Genomic DNA, 19,061 nt, shown 5'->3' on the forward strand with positions numbered 1-19,061 from the left:
ACGTTTTATCGTACTATTAAGTCGTCGTTATTAGTACTTTTTTTAAGACTTAGTTTTTAAAAAAATCCTACTTTGCAAAATAAAATTTTTGACCAATAATGGGTATAGTTCATTATTATTACGAAAACCGAAAGGATGAAAGTGATGAAGACTATGGTAATTGCTGCACACCCTAACTTAAATAATTCTCGAGCCAATCAAGCATTGTTGTTACAGCTAAGAAGTAATGCAGATATCTATCTTCATGATCTCTATCAAGAGTATCCAAATTGGAATATTAATGTAGAAAAAGAACAACAACTGTTGCTTCAATACGATCGAATAGTGTTTCAGTTCCCTTTTTATTGGTACAGTTGCCCCCCTCTACTAAAAAAGTGGTTTGACGAAGTCCTAACATTCGGCTGGGCTTATGGTCCTAATGGCGATAACTTAAAAGGAAAAGAGTTTATCGTGGCAACAACGACGGGAGGTACGGAGAAGCAATATCGATCAGGGGGAAGCAATTGGTTTACAGTCAGTGAATTACTAAGACCGATACAAAGGACCCTTACTAAGTGTAACGGTACTTATCTCCCTGCCTTTATCTCCTATAATGCAAACGAAGGCACAGAGGACTACTTTGAGCAAGAAGCTAAACGATATGAGAAACATATAAAAACTTCTTTGAGTCTGTTAGCCAATTAAATTTAGGGACATCTGTTTGAGTAGAACTTTTAATCTTACAAAAATAAGAGCCTACCAGCATAGGCTCTTATTTCCTTACTTTTTATTCAATGGTTTTTTCCAAAACCCGATCATTAGAGCTGATACGATTGCTCCAATGGCAATGGCTACAAGATACAATAACCAACTACCTTCTACTGTCGGGATAACGAATATACCACCATGAGGTGCTGGAAGCCCAACTCCAAACAATAAAGCCAATCCACCTGCAATCGAGGACCCAACTACTAGAGAAGGAATCACTCTTCCAGGATCGGCTGCCGCGAATGGGATCGCACCTTCTGTAATAAAGAAAGCACCTAGCGCATAGTTTGTCTTCCCTGCATCTCTTTCCTCTCGCGTAAATTTATTGCGGAAAAAGGTTGTCGCTAGCGCTAATGCTAGAGGCGGCACCATACCACCAGCCATTACGGCTGCATGTGGGCCAAAGTTTCCTGCTTCAATCATAGCTATACCAAATGTGAAGGCTGTTTTGTTTATTGGGCCTCCCATATCAACAGCCATCATCCCACCGAGAATAAGACCTAATAGCATGGCATTCACACCAGTCATACTACCTAACCAGCCTTCTAACCCAGACATAATCCAAGCAATTGGCTCAATAATAACGAAATACATGAGTAAGCCTGTAACAAAAACACTGATTACAGGATAGAAGAGAATCGTCTTTATTCCATCAAATGATTTCGGTAAGCCTGCTAGTAGCTTTTTCACGAGAACCACGACATAACCACCTAAGAAACCGGCAATTAAACCACCAAGAAAGCCGGCACCACCCATGGAGGCCATAAAACCACCAATCATCGCTGGAGCAAAGCCTGGTCTGTCTGCGATACTCATTCCAATAAAACCTGCTAGTACTGCTACCATTAAACCAAAGGCATAATCGCCACCGATTGCTTTTAATGCAGCAGCAAATTCATTATACGAAGCATGGTCTGGTTCAGCGGAGTGGATACCAAAGAAGAAGGAAATCGCGATTAATACCCCACCTCCGACAACGAATGGTAGCATATTTGATACACCATTCATTAAGTGCTTGTAGAAGCCTTTTCCTGCTCCACTTGAGCTAGCTTGGGAGCTGTCTCCATCTCCTTGGTAAACAGGAGCCTCGCCGTTTATTGCTGTGTTAATTAATTCCTCGGGCTTGCGAATACCGTCCGTTACTCCTCGTTGTAACACTTGCTTCCCACTAAAACGTTCCAGCTCTACCTTAGTATCGGCGGCAACGATAATCGCCTTCGCATTCGCTATATCCTCTTCTGTTAAACGATTTTTCACTCCATCCGAGCCATTTGTTTCTACCTTGATCGTTACACCAAGCTCTTTCGCTTTATCCTTTAAGGCATCTGCTGCCATATACGTATGAGCAATTCCTGTTGGACAACCAGTGACAGCTAGTATTTCAGGACCACTTGTGGAAGTAGACACTTCTTCTTTTCCTAGCTTCTCTTTTTCCTTCTCATCAATGATCTCGATGATTTGCTCCTCTGTTTCTACCTCCATCAATCTTTGGCGGAAATCTTCATCCATTAATAAAGTGGATAATCTCGACAATGTTTGAAGATGATCATTATTTGCCCCTTCGCTTGCCGCAATCATAAAAAATAAATGGGCAGGCTGCGCATCTAATGAATCAAAATCTACTCCAGCCTTCGAACGAGCGAAGGCAATGACAGGTGTTTTTACTGCACTTGTTTTGGCATGAGGAATGGCAACACCTTCCCCAATCCCTGTACTACTCCCACTTTCTCTCTCCCAAATTGCTTGGATAAACGATTTTTTGTCATTCAATCTCCCAGCTTGGTCTAAGCGATTAGCCATTGCTTGAATAACATCTTCTTTTGAGCTTGCGTCTACATCCAAAATCATAATATCTTTTTTTAATAATTCTGTGATATTCATAGCCCCTCATCCTTTCTTAAGATGTCTGTTTAAAAACTAAAGCTTTGTTACTTGCACTTCTTCTAATAACTTCTCGACCTCATCTTTTGTACACAATGTTTTAGAAAATGCTGTGGCACTTCCTGAAGCTACCGCATATTTTGCAGCTTCTTCAGCATGGTTAGATTTCTGCCATTTATAAAGGAAGCCTGCGACAGACGAGTCTCCTGCACCTACGGAGTGTACAGCTCGTCCTGTTGGGGCACTTAGCTTAAAGGTTCCTGCTTCTCCTACGTAAATAGCTCCTTCTTTTGCCATGGATACTAAGACATGATCTATTCGATTCTCCACATGTAATCTCTTAGCAAGCCTTACAACGTCCAAATCAGTTTTTATTTTTTCTGAAAATAGGTCGGCTAGTTCATGATTGTTCGGTTTTATAAAGGCCGGACTTGCTTTGATTGCTTGCTCTAATGCCGATCCACTTGTATCTAAAATGACGGAAACACCTTGGGCATTCAACATAGTTACAATGGAATGGTAAGTATCCTCAGGAAGAGAGGCCGGTAAACTTCCTGCTAGTACAACCATGTCTTCACTCGTTAATCCTCTGAGCTTATTGACAAAAGATTCATAGTTTTCTTCTGTAATGGCTGGTGATTTTCCATTCACTTCTGTTTCTTCATTTCCAGCTTTGAGCTTTACATTAATTCTGGTGTCCTCTTGTAAGGAGACAAAGTCATGTGCAATGCCCACCTTTTCTAAATAATTTGTGATAAATTTTCCAGTAAAACCGCCAATAAAACCTAAAGCCGTGCTTGTTGTGCCTAAGCGATCTAATACGCGGGATACGTTAATACCTTTTCCACCTGCTTCTTTATAATCGCCTTGACTTCTGTTAATCGTTCCTTGCTCTAATACATCAAGCTTGACGACATAGTCAATGGCAGGATTTAAGGTTATAGTATAAATCATAGTGACACCACCTCTAAAGTTGTTAATTTTGCTATCTTTTCTTGTTGTTCTGTCGATATCTCATCTGTTGTGATGATCGTGGCCATTTCAATATTTGCTACACTTGCAAAGGATACTTCTCCGAATTTTGTTGGATCTGCTAATATATAACTTGCTTGTGATTGCTCGATTGCAGCTTGTTTAACATTGGCTTCTTCAGGATCTGGTGTGGTGAACCCTTGACTTGCATGAATGCCATTTATGCCTAGAAAGCATTTGTCGAAACGAAATTCCTTAATAGCATCAACTGCCTTCGTTCCAATCAGAGCAGCAGTCCCCTTTTTTGCTTTTCCTGCAATGACATATGTCTCAATCCCATACTCCATAAGGAGCTGAACATGTGGAATGCCATTTGTAACTACGACAACGGATTTTTCTTTTAGTAGCGGGATCATTTGCATGGTAGAGGTACCTGCATCTAAATAAATCGAATCCCCATCCTCTACAAAAGTAACTGCCTTTTTCGCAATCGCCTCTTTTTCCGCTTGATATTGTGCGGTTTTTTCTAGAAGTGTGGGTTCTGCTCGTTTTTTCTTTAATAAAGAAGCACCGCCGTGCACCCTTTTGATTAATTGTCTATTTTCTAATTCGGTTAAGTCGCGACGTATAGTTGATTCAGATGCTCCTGTTGATTCGCATATTTGACGAACAGAAACGATTTCCTTCTCTTTCAATAGTCCTATGATGAACTCCTGACGCTCGATCGTTAACATTATAGGTATCCCTCAATTCATGAATTAATCGCTTACAGAGATTATACAATCATTTTCAATCATAGTCAATCAATAACGATCACAAACAACCAAAATCGTTCTGATTCTTTTGCACTATGATTTGGTTACTGCTACAAATTGCGACAATCAAGGATATTATTTCAAATAAATCATCTGCTATTCATCATAGACACTCTATTCGTTTAGGAAAACTAGGCACCTTGGTACTTTAAAATTTTTCAGTATATTGAAACCCTATTGTGTAAAAATTTTTATGCTTTCCTAACGCACAAAAAAGAAGCTGTCATAAGACAGCTCGTTTTCTACTCTATTTTGCTTTTAATCCTAGCTTTATCGCTTTATTCAATAAAACAGGCAATACAGATATATGATTCTCCTCTTCTAGCTCCTCAAACTGTACCTCTAGAAGAGGCACCTTCGATAATTCCTCGGCTAATTGCCGTGCATTTTCTGACATATTGGTGGAATGATTCGCCTCAAGCTCACCAACAGCTATCAATAAGGAAAGCGATCGTTGTTGGTCATTTTTTAAAAATGCCTTCTTCTCCTTACTGAGACGTGTTTTATTCCAGTGAATGGACGGACTACCAGCAATATAGTTTTGAAAGGCATGATTCTTCGTAAACAACGTATGTAATACAAATAATCCTCCTAAGGAATGACCAAAGATGGTTTGCCTTTGTTGATTGATATTGTAACGACGGAACAAAAATGGCTTTAAATCTTCTTCGATAAAAGCTAGGAAATGGTCTGCACCACCATGCTGAGGCGGGGGGTGTTTTTTCCAGCGTGAGCTTATATCTATCTCTGGTGGGTTCATTGTATAATCATAAAATCGACGCGAAGAGAAGGCATCCGCTATTTCATAACCGATTCCGACAACGATTGCTGGTTGCACATTTGTTTTTTCTGTTCGCTGTGATTGAATTCTTACCGCTTCAACAGCTGTCCCAAAAACAGCGTTCCCATCCAATAAATAGAGAACAGGAAAACCTTCATCTGGCGCAATTTGCTTCGGCACATAGACCGAGATTTGATATGTCTGTTGGTCACGATTGGTTGCAATTAAGCAAAATTGTTCTGTATCCTGTAGCATGACTTGCTTCATTTTGCTCACCTCACTGTTCTTCTTTTTAATAAATAGATGAAATAAGGGATTCCTATAATAGCAATGACAACCCCTACAGGTAATTCAACTGGTGAAAAAATCGTCTTTGCGATGAAATCGGCCAAGGTAACTAAGACAATACCAATTAAGCCAGAGATGACTAATACATAGTTATGATGTAACCCGATCAAACGTCTTGCCATATGTGGTGCGAGAAGACCGATAAAGCCGATACTACCAGAAACAGCCACACATGCACTGATCAAACCAATACTACAGAATAGCCAAATACTTTTCTCCCATTCTGTAGCAAGTCCTACGTTCTTGGCAGAATCCTCCCCTAAATAGAATAAGTCTAGGTTAGCTGATCGAATAAAAATAATAGGTAAAAGAAGACAAAACCATGGCAATATGGCTATTATTTTTTGCCAGTCTGCATTCCAAATTGTCCCTGTCATCCACATTGTTGCAGCTTCAAAATCTTGTGGATCCATTTTTAAGGAAAGGTATAAGGTTAAGGCACCTAATCCCGAACCTGCTGCAATTCCAACTAATAATAATCGATTTGAATCTAATCTCCCGTTTGTCCATGAAAAACTATAAATAAATATTGCGGTGAAAATCCCACCAATCAGGCCAAATATAGGCATCGCAAAAGTTGCCATGAATCCTGCTTCCATACCGAGCTTGCTTATCGTATACATATACAGAACAATCGAAGCACCCGCACCAGCATTGATCCCTAGTATTCCTGGATCTGCTAATTCATTACGGGTTAATGCTTGAAGGATGGCACCAGCTATCCCTAGTCCCAAACCAACTAATATACCGATGACAATACGAGGCAAGCGAAAGGTGAAAATGACTAGTTGATTGTCATCACTTTCATCCATCCTTAATAAAGTGCGAACTACATCTGTTAAGGTCATCGAAAACTCTCCGTAGGTTAAGCTAAAATAAAAAACAAGTAAAAAGCCTAGAATCAAAATGGTGCTTATTCGAATAAACTTCCGGCCTTTAGCTTGATTTTGCTGCATATGAGCCCCCTCCTCTACTTTTAATTAGATAGAGAAAGAATGGAACACCTATTGTGGCAGTAACTACACTTATTGGTGTCTCAAATGGATAATTTAAGAACCGACTTCCTATATCCGCAAAAGCAAGAAAAACGCTGCCTAACAACCCGGCAAACGGAATAGTCCATTTGAAATCTACGCCAACAAGAAACCGGCTAATATGTGGAATGATCAAACCGACAAATCCGATATTTCCTGCAAGTGATACTGAACACCCTGTCAAAATTACTACAGCTAAACCTGCCAATAGTTTGATCAGTCGATCTCTTTGTCCTAAACCTTTGGCCACATCTGTCCCTAAGGATAACACCGTCATTTGCTTTGAAATGGCAATCGCAAGGAAAAGTCCAATACAAGCAAAAGGCAAGACGACCTTTAATAAAGTAGGCTCCAATTGGTGGAGTCTTGCATTATACCAAAAGCTAATATTTTGTGAGGTTTGAAAATAGGTGGCCAACGCTGTAGCTACACTACTTAAAAATGTTCCAATAATCGTACCGATGATGGCCATTTTCACTGGCTTAAGGCCATCAGGCAAAGAGGATGCAAGTAAAAAAACCACCCCTGCTGCTATTGCCGAACCAAGGAAAGAAAACAGCACCATTGTTATATTGGATTGATTCGGAAAAAAGATCATACAACAGGTGATCATAAGAATGGAGCCATCAGACACCCCCATAATAGAAGGAGACGCAAGATAATTTCTTGTCATCCCCTGCATGATCGAACCAGATATCGCCAAAAAACAACCAATAAGAAGTGCACCTAATGCTCGTGGAATGCGAGAGAAACGGATAATTTGATGATCGACATTTTTTTCATCAAATTGGAAAATCGCCTCCCAAATCACATCCACTGGAATGGCTTTTGCACCAAGTAATATGGAGCAAAACATCGTGCCTATGATGACGACTGGAGCTATGATGAAAATGACGAATGGTATGAAGGTTTTGATTTTTCGCATAGCTCCTACCCCTTTTTACTCTGCTAACACATTCTCTTTGAATGCTTTTAAAAATTCGATTTTACTCCAAGCTGTGCCGCCCTGTGCAAGCGGATCTACCACATTCACATAGACTTGATCGTTCTGTACTGCTTGTAGGCTTTGCCAAATTGGATTGACCTCTAAGTCAGACAGTGCTTCTGGATTATCTGCATTTTCTGACTCGGCATATTGAACAAAAATATAGTCTGGGTTTACTTCACTAAACTTTTCTAGCGAAATAGCTTCTTGTGCTTCCGCTGCTTCGACTACAGATGGAACCGCCAGACCAAAATCCTCATACAAGGAAGGATTAAAGAATGTATTCTGAGAATAAATCATAATATTCCCACTCCTAATTCGAACAACTACCGCTGTCTTATCCTGTAGCTGCTCGGATGCTTTTGCTTGAATCTCTTCTAATTGTTCGTCATAGTCAGCTAGAATTTGCTCTGCTTTTTCCTTGTCTCCAGATAGCTCGCCCATTAACAAGAGGTTGTCCTTCCAATCAGTAGATAGGTGGGATACTGGTATGACGGTTGCTATTTCATTAAGCTTTGAACTTACATCCTCAGGGAATTTGGTTGTGCTTAGTATAACGTCAGGGTTTAACTCCAAAATCTTCTCTAGGTTTGGCTGTTGCTTTTCTCCGATCGATTCAGCTGAACCAACAATCTCTTGATATAATTCTGGAAACTCACCACCAACGGAAATGGCACCGATTGGCTCTATCCCTAACATTAAGGCATCCTCCATTGCTTCTAAACTTCCTGTAATAACAATGGAAGGGTCTTTTGGCACTTCATAGGTCTCTCCTAAATAATTTATTTCAGTTGATTGACTAGTATCCTCTGCTTCTTCTTTTCCGCTACTAGAATTTGCTTCTTGCGTCTCTTCTTGTCCACAGGCCACTAATATTGTGAAAAGTAGTGTTAGTAGCATGAGACTGATCCATTTTTTTAACATCTATCTATTTCCCCCTTCGAATAACGATATTAATAATCATTCTCAATGGTAATACAAAAAAGAAATCCAATCCATGGACAATCTACCTGTTCCTATTTGGACAAAATTCCTCTAAGGTAAAAGGACGCTTAGTACGATGATAACCATTCTGTTAACTGATCGAGAATACGGTCATGTGCAATCGCTGAATATTCAAACCAAGGGTCTGTTGGTATCAGGTGTACATGTTGATGTTTGACTGCTTTCAATCTATTCCACTCAGCTGATATCTTTACCTCCTGCCAGTCCTGTAGGGTTTCTTGCTCATGGCAAATCATGAACAGAATATGATCAGGATTTGCTTGATCAATTTCCTCTAATGATATCTCATGATCACAGATCGTTGTCCCGAGCGCTGATAGTAAACCTAATTCGCCATAGAATAATTCTGACATCGTTCGATTGCAATTCACATAAAGAGACTGTTTAAACTTTCTAATGAACAAAAAAGTTGTCGATTTGTATTTAGTTTGCAGTTGTTCTCTTACATTGGCCACTTTTCTATTAAATTGATTGAGCCAATCAACTGCCTTCTTTTCCTCGTCTAAATATTTTGCGATGAACATTAGTTGTTCCCGCCAAGTTTGCTTTCCATAATACATGCTTAACACCTTCGTTTGATCAGAAAGCTTTTCACTAATTTCTAATTGATCCCTTCGATCTGAAATAATGATGTCTGGAGAGAGATCAATCAGTGTATCGAGATTCGAATCCTTTCTTTCATTGATTTTATAAGCACTTAAATGGACAGGGATATCGACTCGATAATTTTCGTAATAGTAAGGTGTCCACTTTGGATGTAATGGTGCCGCATAAGGAATAATATCTAAGGCTAGTAATTGTCCGATATAATTCCGCTGACTCACTGCTATTTTTCTTTTATATCGAAGTCTATACTCACTAGGGGCGTAGCCTGTCTTCTTCTTAAACCATCTACTGAAATAATATTCGTCCTGAATCCCTACATGTGAGGCAATGTCTCGCAGCTTAAAATCTAATGTTATCAGTAGTTCTTTTGCCTTTTTTAGTCTCTGATGATGTAAGTATTTGATAGGACTCAGGCCAAACTGCCTTTTGAAACGATCAACAAAATAATGCTCACTCACCTGAGCCATTCTAGCTAAATGTTCAATCTGAATATTTTTTGAAAAATGTTCGTCAATATATTTTTTTGCTTCTATCAATCTATCCTCTAAAGAAATAGATAGTTTTCTTTTCATCGTTAAAATAGAATAGATCATTTTTTGAAATTGTATTTGTAATTGTAATGCTAATATTGGATTATCGTTTGGGTCCATACTGTTCAACTGATAGCAATATCTCTGGACTTGCTCAGGCTGGACAACCATTTTCCTCTCGGCTTCTAGCGGTAATTCCCCATTCATGTTGAAATGAAACAAAAAGGCATGTATATCCGGTTTTAGCGTTAGTGCATATGTCTCTTCAGGCTTACAAAGATATGCTTCCCTTTTGCTTATCTTTGTTTTTTCCCCATTTATCGAAATCCAGCCACTCCCCTTTGGAAAATAAAGTAGTAGATAATCCCGATTCCATGTATGCGTAAGCTGATAGTGCTTGTTAGAGTTCATAGATTCCACTCGTTTTAGTGTTACGAACACCGGTAACAGATCAAGCTGTTTTATTTCATACACACTAAACCCTCCCTTTATTGAAAATGATTCTCATTTACAATATACCATAAACCTTCAGGGGGCAGTTAGCGGAATCTATTAGGATGTTTTTCATATAAAACTAGAATCGATAATCAAGTTAAATGCTATCTTCCTTGTTATTCTGCTATGATAAGAGGAAGCAGACTAGAAGGAAGGTATCTAACTTGAGATATAGCTATATCTATTTTTCATTCGTATTTATTTTACATATTATTTCTGTCTTTTTTCCGAGTGAAACATTTTCTTATATGCTAGGAATTCTTGCTTTTACTATGCTTATGTTAAGCTTTGGATCTGCTTCCAGACTCTTTAAAATCCTTGGTATTTCCTTTGTAATCGTAGGGGCAATCTTTTTTGCGACAACTGACCTAGCCTTATTAGATATACCACCAATGCTAGAAGCAAACCTCTCGATCCTAACACTATTAGCGGTTCTTCCATGGATGAATAGTGTTGTAACAGCTGGTAGATTTGATAAACTGATACAAAATTTATTACGGGGAAACGTTCAGAATCTTGGTGCTCTCTATCAGCGGAGCACTACAGCAATGATGTCTCTAACAGCCTTTTTAAACGTCTCATCTGCTACGATTGCACAAGATGTTTTAGTAGAAAACTTGAAGCCAATCCATAAAAAAGTAGCAGATAAATTTATTATGATGACAACAATGCGTGGTTATTCCCTTGCATTGCCGTGGAGTCCATTGGAAGTCTTACTAGCTTTATCTATTTTTATTACAGGGGTTAAATATGCGGAGCTTCTACCGTGGATGATTATGATCACGGTTTTTATGTTCATTCTTGATAATGTTTGGGGAAGGTTATATTTTGGTAAAATAGACTACCCTAAAGATAATCAAACAATAAAAGAAAAGCAAAACAGTGAAATTCGACCAAAAATAATCCAATTAATCATTGCATTGGGAAGCTTCTTAGCACTTGTTATTCTATTAGGCAACTGGTTTCATTTGGAATTTATTTTTATTGTTACGATACTGGTTTTACCGTTTGCAGCATGCTGGGCATTTGCTATCAGAAGGAGCAAAAGCTTTTGGACAATTGGGTGGAATAAGTGGAAATATAGTATGAACAACATGCATAATTTCATTGTCCTATTCGTTACTCTCGCTTTTTTTACTGGTAGTTTAAATGATTCACCTGCATTAAACTTGATTCAAAGACCTATTATTCTAGTAGCTGACTATCCAATTGTTCTATTAATCATGATTCAAGTATTATTTATGTTGATGAGCATGTTCGGTGTACATCCTGTCGCTACAATGGGGGTTATAGGTGGTATTAGCACAATGCTTATTGATATTCTAAATCCGCTCAGTCTTGCGATTATTTTGGTGACAGCAGGGGTTTCTACCGTACCAATTGGAACTTATGGACTTGTTGTTACGATTACATCTATGAGTCTAAGGCAAAGTCCTTACTTGATCACCTACTATAACTTAATCTATTCCTTGATTTTTGGTACTGTTGGGATTTTAGTTGCTTACTTCGTTTTAGGTTAACGATACTGATTTTACTTGCAATAGTCATTCTTGTATGGAGTATAATATGCTAAGACAAACAGTAAAAAGCAGGTGAACTCAAATGAAAGTCACAGCAAAAATGATTGCAGAACAATTAGGTATGTCAACAGCAACTGTGGACCGTGTTTTGAATAACCGAAAAGGTGTTAGTGAAAAAACGGTTCGCAAAGTCCGTGCAAAAGCAAAAGAATTAGGCTATCGACCAAACCGAGCAGCGAAGTTTTTGTCAACACAGCGATTGATTCATATTGCTTTTATATTACCAGTCGTTCCAGATTATTTCTGGGGAGAATTAGACAAAGAAATCAAAAAAGCCGCTTATATGTATGAGGATTTTGGCTTTAATATTGAAGTGCATCGTATTCATACAATTCCTAACAATGAACAAGTTCAATATTTAGAAAAGCTGATCGAAAAGGGAAAGTATGATGCATTTGCAATTGCTCCTCATGATGCTGGTCCATTTGAAGAGCTAATAAACCAAGCTATTGAAGCAAATATACCAGTCTTTACTGTCAATACAGACGTTCCTAACAGTAAACGAATTGCCTATGTTGGGAGTAATTATTTCGATGCAGGCTATTTAGCAGCGGAGCTTATTTATCTTTTCAAGGAAAATCTAACAAGTGTCATTCTAATTAGAGATCTAGAAGATACGTTTCAAATGAAACATAAGGAAAGGGGCTTTCTCGCCTTTTTTCAGGATCATGATCTAGATGTTGAGATCCAAACACTATATTTTAGCCAAAGTGCGTACACGAATAGTCAGCATATAAAAGAGGTAATGGAAAAGGAAGCGGATACGTTAAAAAGGACGGATGCCATTTATGTTGCGAGTGGTATTCTAGGTGAAATCAAGAACTATTGGTCATGGTCTACAAAGCATATCATAATCGGCCATGATATTAATCAAGCCATTTATGATTCGATGAAAAAAGGTGTGGTGACAGCAACGATTTGTCAGGATCCAATGGCACAAGCTACTATTACCTTACAGAAGGTTACAGATTATATGCTGGAAGAGCAAAGTGGTCAAGTAGACGATCATATTGTGAAGCTTGAAATCGCAACAAAAGCAAATGCAAAATATTATCTCGATACAGCTAACAAATAATATTAAGGAAAGACGAATACCCTTGTTAAACATTCGCCCCAAAAGTGGAACAAGATAACGAGCTACTATTAGCTGGTTAGCTTTTTAGAAAAACTCGCATTCGCTCGTCCTTTGGCGAATGCCTAGTTTTGCTTATACTTGGTACCTTAAAATTCCAGCTACGTCGAAAAGCTACTGTGTAGAAATTTTATACTTTCCTAACGTATAAAAAAGGCTGTCTTTTTTAACGGACAGCCTTATAAACTTATTCATTTATCTCAATTAAAAACACTTTCCACCTTTGATTGGTATAAATCAGAGTACAGTATATCAAGAGTGTAACAATAAATGCCTTGTTGCTCTCTTTCATAATTGCGCCAATTAATTTTGTTAAAAGCGATATTTTAATTCTTTCTGTTTTCTTAAGTGACACACAATTCCATATAAATTCTATGCTTAAACCCTTTCATCTTTGAAAAACTTTCTTTTTTTCGCTTAAACTCTGTAAAACCCAATTTTTTATATAATCGATAAGCAACCTTATTTGTATCCACCACTTCTAGAATATAACGATGATAATCCTCATTCTCTAATACGTAACTCATTAAAGCAGTTGAAACACCTTTACCTCTAGCTTTAATTGAGGTAGCAACACATTCAATATAACCTGTATCATCTTGATAAGGCAATTTTTTATTAAATTCATCTTTCATAAAATGATAGGCGATACTACCTGTAATAAGGCCAAATGATTTTCTCAATAGTGCTTTATCAATTGTCACTGCTCGTTTCTGGTTATTGGAACAAGCAAGAATTCCAACGATTTCTCCTTCTAGAGTAGCAAAGTAAAAAACATCCTGACAGATCATTTTCTGAAACGCTTCTATTAACTTCTCTCGATTGTTTGAAAGAAACGTTAAGTCTTTCTCATATCCATCAACAAAAACAGCTGCTACCTCCCTGGATACGTCTCTTTTAGCCTCTCTCATTGGTATTACTTTAATATCATAATTTTTCATTTAATTTCCTCCCCAATAATTAACTGACCATTCGGTTTATTAATGTTTATTTTAAAACCCCTTCTATTTTAAGGGGTACTATCTTTTAATATTCCTTTTAGGAAGACATCTATTGCACTCTGATAAAGCATGAGAAATTGTTTATCACTATAACCAACGAATTGTGTAATACTTAAACCTGTAAGTGTACTGTATAAAATATAAGCTAAATCATCAGGGGATTGGTTACTTTTAAATTCTTTACGGCACATTCCCTCGTCAATAATTTGATAAAAAACTTCATATTCCGGTTTTATCAAATCAAATAACTTATTTTTGAGCACTTTGTCTATATTTTCAGTGGCCATGTATTCTGGAACTGCATGTGATAAAGGATTTTGCATATCCGAAGCATAGTATTTTGCAAGAAGGTAAAGTTTTTCTGTTGCCGTTTCCACCTTATTCGCATGATCTTCCCATTTTGTTCTCCAAACCTCTGAAGTTTTTTCTACTGTATATAGGAACAACTCTTCTTTGCTTTTAAAGTGATAGTAGATACTGCCTTTGCTTATCTCACTAAACTCCCGAATATCTTCCATTGAAGTTCCAGCATAACCTTTTTGTTCAAATATAATTTTTGCCTTTTCAGCAATCAGTTCCTTAGTTTTTTCCCCTTGCCCTCTTGGTCGAGCCATAAATTTTTCTCCTTTATCTAATAATGATATTTTTTAAACTGACCGTTCATTTTATTATTATAGAATAAGATAACTAAAAATTCAAGCCCTTCTTATTTACTTAAATGCTTTCAAATTTCCATACTAAAGATCAAGGAACTAGAATAATTGCAGATGCCTTTTATTGAGTGTAGAACCATAATAAAAGACATATAGAGTTAATTAGGTATAAAGTGGACAAAAGAAGGAAAGAGGAATACGCAATGGAGGGGGGGCTTTTCAACCCTCTTTCTACGCTACTCGATCCACTTCTAAGCTAACAATTTATTTTTATGAGCAAAAAAATGATTGACGTTCATCACTTTATGTCTTATGATATGAACTAACAAAATAAAACGCTTACAAATTGCGTTTTAGACAAAGAAGTGACTAACACTTCTTTCTATTTATCGACATAATGATTGACGTTCATCAATTATGTGAAAATTCCGACAAAAGTAGGTGGTTCGTATGGGACAAAAGAAAATCATTCAAATTGGGACAGGAGGGTTTGGATTATCTTGGTTAGAAATCTTAGATCAACACGAGCAAGTTCAGGTTGTCGCAGTAGTAGATGTCGATGAGACCAATCAACAAAAAGCAAAAGAGCTATTAAAGGATTCTTCTATTCAACTTTTTTCCGATTATGAGCAAGCTTTTAAAGAAGTAGATGCAGACATAGCTGTCATTATAACACCTCCACAGACACACAAAAAGATTGCGATCTCCGCTTTAGAAAACGGCCTTCATGTATTTATGGAAAAACCAATCGCACATACAAAGGAAGATGCTATCGCGCTGACAAAGATGGCAGAAAAGTATGACACCTCTGTCATGATCAGCCAAAACTATCGTTACCGACCAGAAATACAAGCAATCAAGAAGGCAGTAACCGAGGATCTTGTAGGAAAAATTGAATACGTGGAATGGAACTTCCAAAGGGCTACAAAATTCGGTGGTTGGCGTGATCATTACGAAGAAATCATCGTAGAGGATATGAGCATTCATCATTTTGACTTAATGCGTTACCTATTAGAAAAAAATGCCACAACGGTTTATGCCAAAAGCATTCGTCCAACATGGAGTTGGTTCCATGGGAAACCAACCGTTAGTATCACTATGACGTTTGAAGATGTGCTTATTAATTATTTTGCTAGTTGGGTAACAAGTGGACCAGAAACGTCTTGGAATGGGGATTTTAAGCTGTACGGAGAGAAAGGAATTATTGCCCTTATCGATGACAAACCAGTACGAATACAAAAAGATAACATGAAAGAATTGCCAATTCCAAACATGCCCGTTGTCGACAGGGCTTATTCCATTACGGAAATGGTCAATGCATTAGACGAAAACAGAAAACCACTTACAGACATAACCGATAATATTCATAGCTTTCAAATAGTAAGTGCTTCACTTGAATCCATTAAAAACGGGAGAGAAGTAAATCTTAAGGAGGAAGTATGATGAAAAATTGGGTATTCTTTTCACTTGTCGGTCTGATGATGTTTGTCTTAGTAGCTTGCTCCGGTGATTCAAATGAAACCGGAAATGAGGAAGGAACAGGAAATGGGGAACAAGTAACGATAAAAATCTGGGATTACTTAGAGCCTGGTTCATCTAGTGCAAGAGAACAAGAAGCATTGATCGAGAAATATGAAGAAGAAAATCCAAATATCACCTTCGAAAGAACGTACATGCCATTTGCCGATTTAAAAACAAAATTACTACAAGGATTAGGAGCTGGAGATTTACCAGATATCGTTGTGATTGACAACCCTGATCACCAATCATTTGCTCAAGCAGGTGTCTTCGCAGATATAACGAGTAAAGTAGAAGAATGGGGTGAAGCAGATCAATACTTTGAAGGTCCAATGGCTTCTGCCATGTTAGATGATAAATATTATGGCATTCCAAACAATAGTAACGCACTGGCAATTTATTATAACAAAACCATGTTTGAAGAGGCCGGGATTGAAGAGGTTCCGACAACCTGGGAAGAATTTCGAGCTACAGCCGACAAACTAACAAATGGAGATATAAAAGGATTTGCGATGTCTGGTGTAAAAAGTGAAGAAGGAACCTTTCAATTTTTACCTTATTTATGGCAATCTGGTGCGGATTTAGACAGTTTTGGAAGTGAAGAGGCTAAAAGTGCGCTGAGTTATATACAAGGGATGGTTGAGGATGGCATCATCTCCTCTAATATGATCAACTGGGATCAATCCGATGTACTCGTTCAATTCCAAACAGAAAAAGCTGCCATGATGGAAAATGGACCCTGGCAAATTCCAATGCTCGAGGAGGATTCACCAGACTTAGAATGGGGGGTTTTCCTCATGCCTGCTGGAGAAGCTGGGACTGCATCTATCCTTGGAGGAGAAAATTGGGCGATTACCGCTAATTCTGAAGTACAGGATGAAGCTTGGGAGTTTATTAAATGGACACAAAAGCCTGAGATACTAGGTCCGATGCATGAATTAGGGGGAAGACTTCCTAGTCGAGCAGATGTTGCCAAAGACGAGCAATATGTGTGGGCAAAGGATGAGCATGTCAAAGTGTTTATGGAGCAATTAGAAACGGCAAAGCCAAGAGCCTATGGTACCAATTATCCTGAGATTTCTACCCATATACAAGAAGCTATCCAACGTGCAATGACTGGTGAAGAGGTGGATACCATCATGGAAAGTACAGCAGAGGAGATCAAGGCATTACTTCCAGAATGATAACATTATTCATTTCTAACTTGTAATAAGAGAGGGGTGAAGCTCCCTCTTTTGAATATAGGAGGTTTTAGACATGTACGGGCACTTACGTAATAAGGCACCTAAATACCTGTTCCTACTACCAGCCCTAGTCTTTGTGTTAACCTTTATGATCTATCCTATTATATATAACATTTTTGTCAGCTTCCAAAATCTAACACTGATGAATTTACAAACAGGAGCAGAGTTTGTTGGACTGGACAATTATGTCAACATCCTGCAAACAGACAAATTTGGAATCGCATTAAAAAACACGTTGATTTATACCTTCACCTGTATTGTGTTCCAAGTAGTGATCGGTTATTTACTTGCTGTTTTTCTTAATCAAGATTTTCCTTTTCGGAACTTTTTCCGTTCGATTATGCTGTTGGCATGGATGACCCCATTAGTAATTACAGGCTCTCTTTTTACATGGCTATTCGACGTCGACTACGGGGTATTTAACTATATCCTTACTTCTTTAAATATTGTTGATAACCCGATTAACTGGCTAGGGCAAAAAAATACAGCCTTAGTCGCCGTCATTATTACCAATATTTGGATAGGAATTCCTTTTAATATGATTCTAATCTTAGCTGCCATGCAATCCTTACCAAAGGATGTGTATGAAGCGGCAAAGGTTGATGGAGCGAAACGAATCCAAACATTTTGGCATATCACACTACCATTGCTAAGACCACAATTATTAGTCATTTTAGTTTTGGGGATTATTTATACATTTAAAGTGTTTGATCTGATTTTAATTATGACTGGTGGTGGGCCGGTTAACGCTACTACTGTTTTACCATTCTATGGCTATGAACTAGCATTTGTAAACTTTAGCTTTGGTGAAAGTGGCGTTATAGCAACAGTCATTCTGATCATTTTATTATTGATTGCTTCCATTTATCTTTACTTGATTAAAAAGGAGGAAGCACAATGAAAAATAAGTACAGTGTAAAGCAATATTTATTACTTGTTTGTGCAATTGTTATTACAGCAGCTTTCCTTTTCCCTATTTATTGGATGATCACCACTTCAATAAAACCGATCCAAGATGTATTCGCATCACCACCGATGATTCTTCCTGAAACAATCAAATTCGATGCCTACATCGATAATCTAATTAAAGATCAAAGTCTATTACCATATATTCGAAATTCTTTTATCATTGCTGCCGGAACAGCAATCTTTACCCTTATATTAGCATTACCATGTGCGTACGCATTAGCTCGATTTAGACTAGCTTGGGCGAATGGCTTTCTCTTAATCTTACTCGTGACACAAATGATACCAGGTATTATGATGGCAATGCCGCTTTACATTATGTTTAGCAAATTTGATTTAGTGAACAGTTATTTAGCATTAATTGTCGGAAATACGACAACAGCATTGCCATTCGCCATTGTGATCATGCGGCCATTTTTTCTAGCGATTCCAAAGGGGTTAGAGGAAGCGGCAGTCATTGATGGTTGTAATACATTTACTGCCTTTGTCAGAATTATCCTACCACTAACAAAGCCTATTATTCTAACAGTTTGTACATTTAGTTTTTTATTCGCTTGGGGAGATTTAATTTTTGCCTTAACACTTGCGACAGATGAAGCGGTACGACCACTTACAATGGGGATACAGAAATTCATCGGTCAATACGGAACACAGTGGGATAACTTAATGGCTGTTTCTACTATTGCAGCAGCACCCATTATCATTATCTTTCTATTATTCCAAAAGCACATTGTCAGTGGGATCACTGCAGGGTCAGAAAAATAGCAC

17 protein-coding genes are annotated in these 19,061 nt (G+C 37.9%); 7 read left to right on the forward strand and 10 right to left on the reverse strand.

Features of this window, described 5'->3' with window-relative positions; all coding sequences use genetic code 11:
• Positions 1-144 precede the first annotated feature (144 nt).
• Positions 145-684 carry an NAD(P)H-dependent oxidoreductase gene (locus ACZ5R4_RS11220; RefSeq protein WP_464367312.1) on the forward strand — a complete coding sequence of 180 codons (540 nt, stop codon included), beginning with the start codon at positions 145-147 and terminating at the stop codon, positions 682-684.
• A 75-nt stretch (positions 685-759) separates the two neighbouring features.
• On the opposite strand, the gene ACZ5R4_RS11225 is transcribed toward ACZ5R4_RS11220, so the two are convergent.
• The 8 genes from ACZ5R4_RS11225 to ACZ5R4_RS11260 form a co-directional block, all read right to left on the reverse strand.
• Positions 760-2,628 (reverse strand): PTS fructose transporter subunit IIABC, encoded by a 1,869-nt coding sequence (locus ACZ5R4_RS11225; protein ID WP_464367313.1) that lies wholly within the window; start codon positions 2,626-2,628, stop codon positions 760-762.
• 36 nt (positions 2,629-2,664) lie between these two features.
• Positions 2,665-3,582 carry a 1-phosphofructokinase gene (pfkB, locus tag ACZ5R4_RS11230; RefSeq protein WP_054860137.1) on the reverse strand — a complete coding sequence of 306 codons (918 nt, stop codon included), beginning with the start codon at positions 3,580-3,582 and terminating at the stop codon, positions 2,665-2,667.
• The gene (locus ACZ5R4_RS11235; RefSeq protein ID WP_054860136.1) at positions 3,579-4,334 is read right to left on the reverse strand and encodes a DeoR family transcriptional regulator; all 756 of its coding nucleotides are present in this window, start codon (positions 4,332-4,334) and stop codon (positions 3,579-3,581) included. Before ACZ5R4_RS11235 ends, pfkB begins: the two co-directional genes overlap by 4 nt.
• Before the next feature lie 328 nt (positions 4,335-4,662).
• Positions 4,663-5,463: an alpha/beta hydrolase gene (locus tag ACZ5R4_RS11240; protein ID WP_464367314.1), complete on the reverse strand. Its 801-nt coding sequence runs from the start codon at positions 5,461-5,463 to the stop codon at positions 4,663-4,665.
• A 5-nt stretch (positions 5,464-5,468) separates the two neighbouring features.
• The gene (locus tag ACZ5R4_RS11245; RefSeq protein WP_109983157.1) at positions 5,469-6,500 is read right to left on the reverse strand and encodes a FecCD family ABC transporter permease; all 1,032 of its coding nucleotides are present in this window, start codon (positions 6,498-6,500) and stop codon (positions 5,469-5,471) included.
• A complete protein-coding gene (locus ACZ5R4_RS11250) occupies positions 6,481-7,503 on the reverse strand; it encodes a FecCD family ABC transporter permease (protein WP_464367315.1) in 1,023 nt (340 codons plus the stop codon). Before ACZ5R4_RS11250 ends, ACZ5R4_RS11245 begins: the two co-directional genes overlap by 20 nt.
• A gap of 15 nt (positions 7,504-7,518) precedes the next feature.
• Positions 7,519-8,487 carry an ABC transporter substrate-binding protein gene (locus ACZ5R4_RS11255; RefSeq protein ID WP_054860135.1) on the reverse strand — a complete coding sequence of 323 codons (969 nt, stop codon included), beginning with the start codon at positions 8,485-8,487 and terminating at the stop codon, positions 7,519-7,521.
• Positions 8,488-8,615: 128 nt separating this feature from the next.
• The gene (locus ACZ5R4_RS11260; RefSeq protein WP_464367316.1) at positions 8,616-10,178 is read right to left on the reverse strand and encodes an AraC family transcriptional regulator; all 1,563 of its coding nucleotides are present in this window, start codon (positions 10,176-10,178) and stop codon (positions 8,616-8,618) included.
• Positions 10,179-10,363: 185 nt separating this feature from the next.
• Between ACZ5R4_RS11260 and ACZ5R4_RS11265 the strand changes: the two genes are divergently transcribed.
• Together ACZ5R4_RS11265 and ACZ5R4_RS11270 are read left to right on the forward strand one after the other, a co-directional pair.
• Positions 10,364-11,719, forward strand: coding sequence for a hypothetical protein (locus tag ACZ5R4_RS11265; RefSeq protein ID WP_109983161.1), 1,356 nt, complete (start codon positions 10,364-10,366; stop codon positions 11,717-11,719).
• Positions 11,720-11,801: 82 nt separating this feature from the next.
• Positions 11,802-12,854 carry a LacI family DNA-binding transcriptional regulator gene (locus tag ACZ5R4_RS11270; RefSeq protein ID WP_109983162.1) on the forward strand — a complete coding sequence of 351 codons (1,053 nt, stop codon included), beginning with the start codon at positions 11,802-11,804 and terminating at the stop codon, positions 12,852-12,854.
• Between the two features lie 401 nt (positions 12,855-13,255).
• Here ACZ5R4_RS11270 and ACZ5R4_RS11275 read toward each other — a convergent pair whose 3' ends face one another.
• Together ACZ5R4_RS11275 and ACZ5R4_RS11280 are read right to left on the reverse strand one after the other, a co-directional pair.
• The gene (locus ACZ5R4_RS11275) at positions 13,256-13,852 is read right to left on the reverse strand and encodes a GNAT family N-acetyltransferase (RefSeq protein WP_054860130.1); all 597 of its coding nucleotides are present in this window, start codon (positions 13,850-13,852) and stop codon (positions 13,256-13,258) included.
• 68 nt (positions 13,853-13,920) lie between these two features.
• Positions 13,921-14,526, reverse strand: a complete 606-nt coding sequence (locus tag ACZ5R4_RS11280) for a TetR/AcrR family transcriptional regulator (RefSeq protein ID WP_109983163.1) — start codon at positions 14,524-14,526, stop codon at positions 13,921-13,923.
• Positions 14,527-15,015: 489 nt separating this feature from the next.
• On the opposite strand from ACZ5R4_RS11280, the gene ACZ5R4_RS11285 reads away from it, so the two are divergent.
• From ACZ5R4_RS11285 to ACZ5R4_RS11300, 4 genes are all read left to right on the forward strand, one after another.
• Positions 15,016-16,008 (forward strand): Gfo/Idh/MocA family protein, encoded by a 993-nt coding sequence (locus ACZ5R4_RS11285; protein WP_464367317.1) that lies wholly within the window; start codon positions 15,016-15,018, stop codon positions 16,006-16,008.
• Complete coding sequence (locus ACZ5R4_RS11290; RefSeq protein WP_181397412.1) at positions 16,008-17,267, forward strand: ABC transporter substrate-binding protein; 1,260 nt, start codon at positions 16,008-16,010, stop codon at positions 17,265-17,267. The genes ACZ5R4_RS11285 and ACZ5R4_RS11290 overlap by 1 nt, the downstream gene beginning before the upstream one ends.
• A gap of 73 nt (positions 17,268-17,340) precedes the next feature.
• Positions 17,341-18,228 (forward strand): carbohydrate ABC transporter permease, encoded by an 888-nt coding sequence (locus tag ACZ5R4_RS11295; RefSeq protein WP_109983166.1) that lies wholly within the window; start codon positions 17,341-17,343, stop codon positions 18,226-18,228.
• Complete coding sequence (locus ACZ5R4_RS11300; protein ID WP_109983167.1) at positions 18,225-19,058, forward strand: carbohydrate ABC transporter permease; 834 nt, start codon at positions 18,225-18,227, stop codon at positions 19,056-19,058. Before ACZ5R4_RS11295 ends, ACZ5R4_RS11300 begins: the two co-directional genes overlap by 4 nt.
• Positions 19,059-19,061 lie beyond the last annotated feature (3 nt).

The sequence above is a fragment of the Gracilibacillus sp. JCM 18860 genome (genome assembly GCF_055395245.1).

Coding starts and splice junctions, on each gene's coding strand:
- ACZ5R4_RS11220 (WP_464367312.1), top strand. CDS start 145: ATGAAGACTATGGTAATTGCTGCACACCCTAACTTAAATAATTCTCGA.
- ACZ5R4_RS11225 (WP_464367313.1), bottom strand. CDS start 2,628: ATGAATATCACAGAATTATTAAAAAAAGATATTATGATTTTGGATGTA.
- pfkB (WP_054860137.1), bottom strand. CDS start 3,582: ATGATTTATACTATAACCTTAAATCCTGCCATTGACTATGTCGTCAAG.
- ACZ5R4_RS11235 (WP_054860136.1), bottom strand. CDS start 4,334: ATGTTAACGATCGAGCGTCAGGAGTTCATCATAGGACTATTGAAAGAG.
- ACZ5R4_RS11240 (WP_464367314.1), bottom strand. CDS start 5,463: ATGAAGCAAGTCATGCTACAGGATACAGAACAATTTTGCTTAATTGCA.
- ACZ5R4_RS11245 (WP_109983157.1), bottom strand. CDS start 6,500: ATGCAGCAAAATCAAGCTAAAGGCCGGAAGTTTATTCGAATAAGCACC.
- ACZ5R4_RS11250 (WP_464367315.1), bottom strand. CDS start 7,503: ATGCGAAAAATCAAAACCTTCATACCATTCGTCATTTTCATCATAGCT.
- ACZ5R4_RS11255 (WP_054860135.1), bottom strand. CDS start 8,487: ATGTTAAAAAAATGGATCAGTCTCATGCTACTAACACTACTTTTCACA.
- ACZ5R4_RS11270 (WP_109983162.1), top strand. CDS start 11,802: ATGAAAGTCACAGCAAAAATGATTGCAGAACAATTAGGTATGTCAACA.
- ACZ5R4_RS11275 (WP_054860130.1), bottom strand. CDS start 13,852: ATGAAAAATTATGATATTAAAGTAATACCAATGAGAGAGGCTAAAAGA.
- ACZ5R4_RS11280 (WP_109983163.1), bottom strand. CDS start 14,526: ATGGCTCGACCAAGAGGGCAAGGGGAAAAAACTAAGGAACTGATTGCT.
- ACZ5R4_RS11285 (WP_464367317.1), top strand. CDS start 15,016: ATGGGACAAAAGAAAATCATTCAAATTGGGACAGGAGGGTTTGGATTA.
- ACZ5R4_RS11290 (WP_181397412.1), top strand. CDS start 16,008: ATGAAAAATTGGGTATTCTTTTCACTTGTCGGTCTGATGATGTTTGTC.
- ACZ5R4_RS11295 (WP_109983166.1), top strand. CDS start 17,341: ATGTACGGGCACTTACGTAATAAGGCACCTAAATACCTGTTCCTACTA.
- ACZ5R4_RS11300 (WP_109983167.1), top strand. CDS start 18,225: ATGAAAAATAAGTACAGTGTAAAGCAATATTTATTACTTGTTTGTGCA.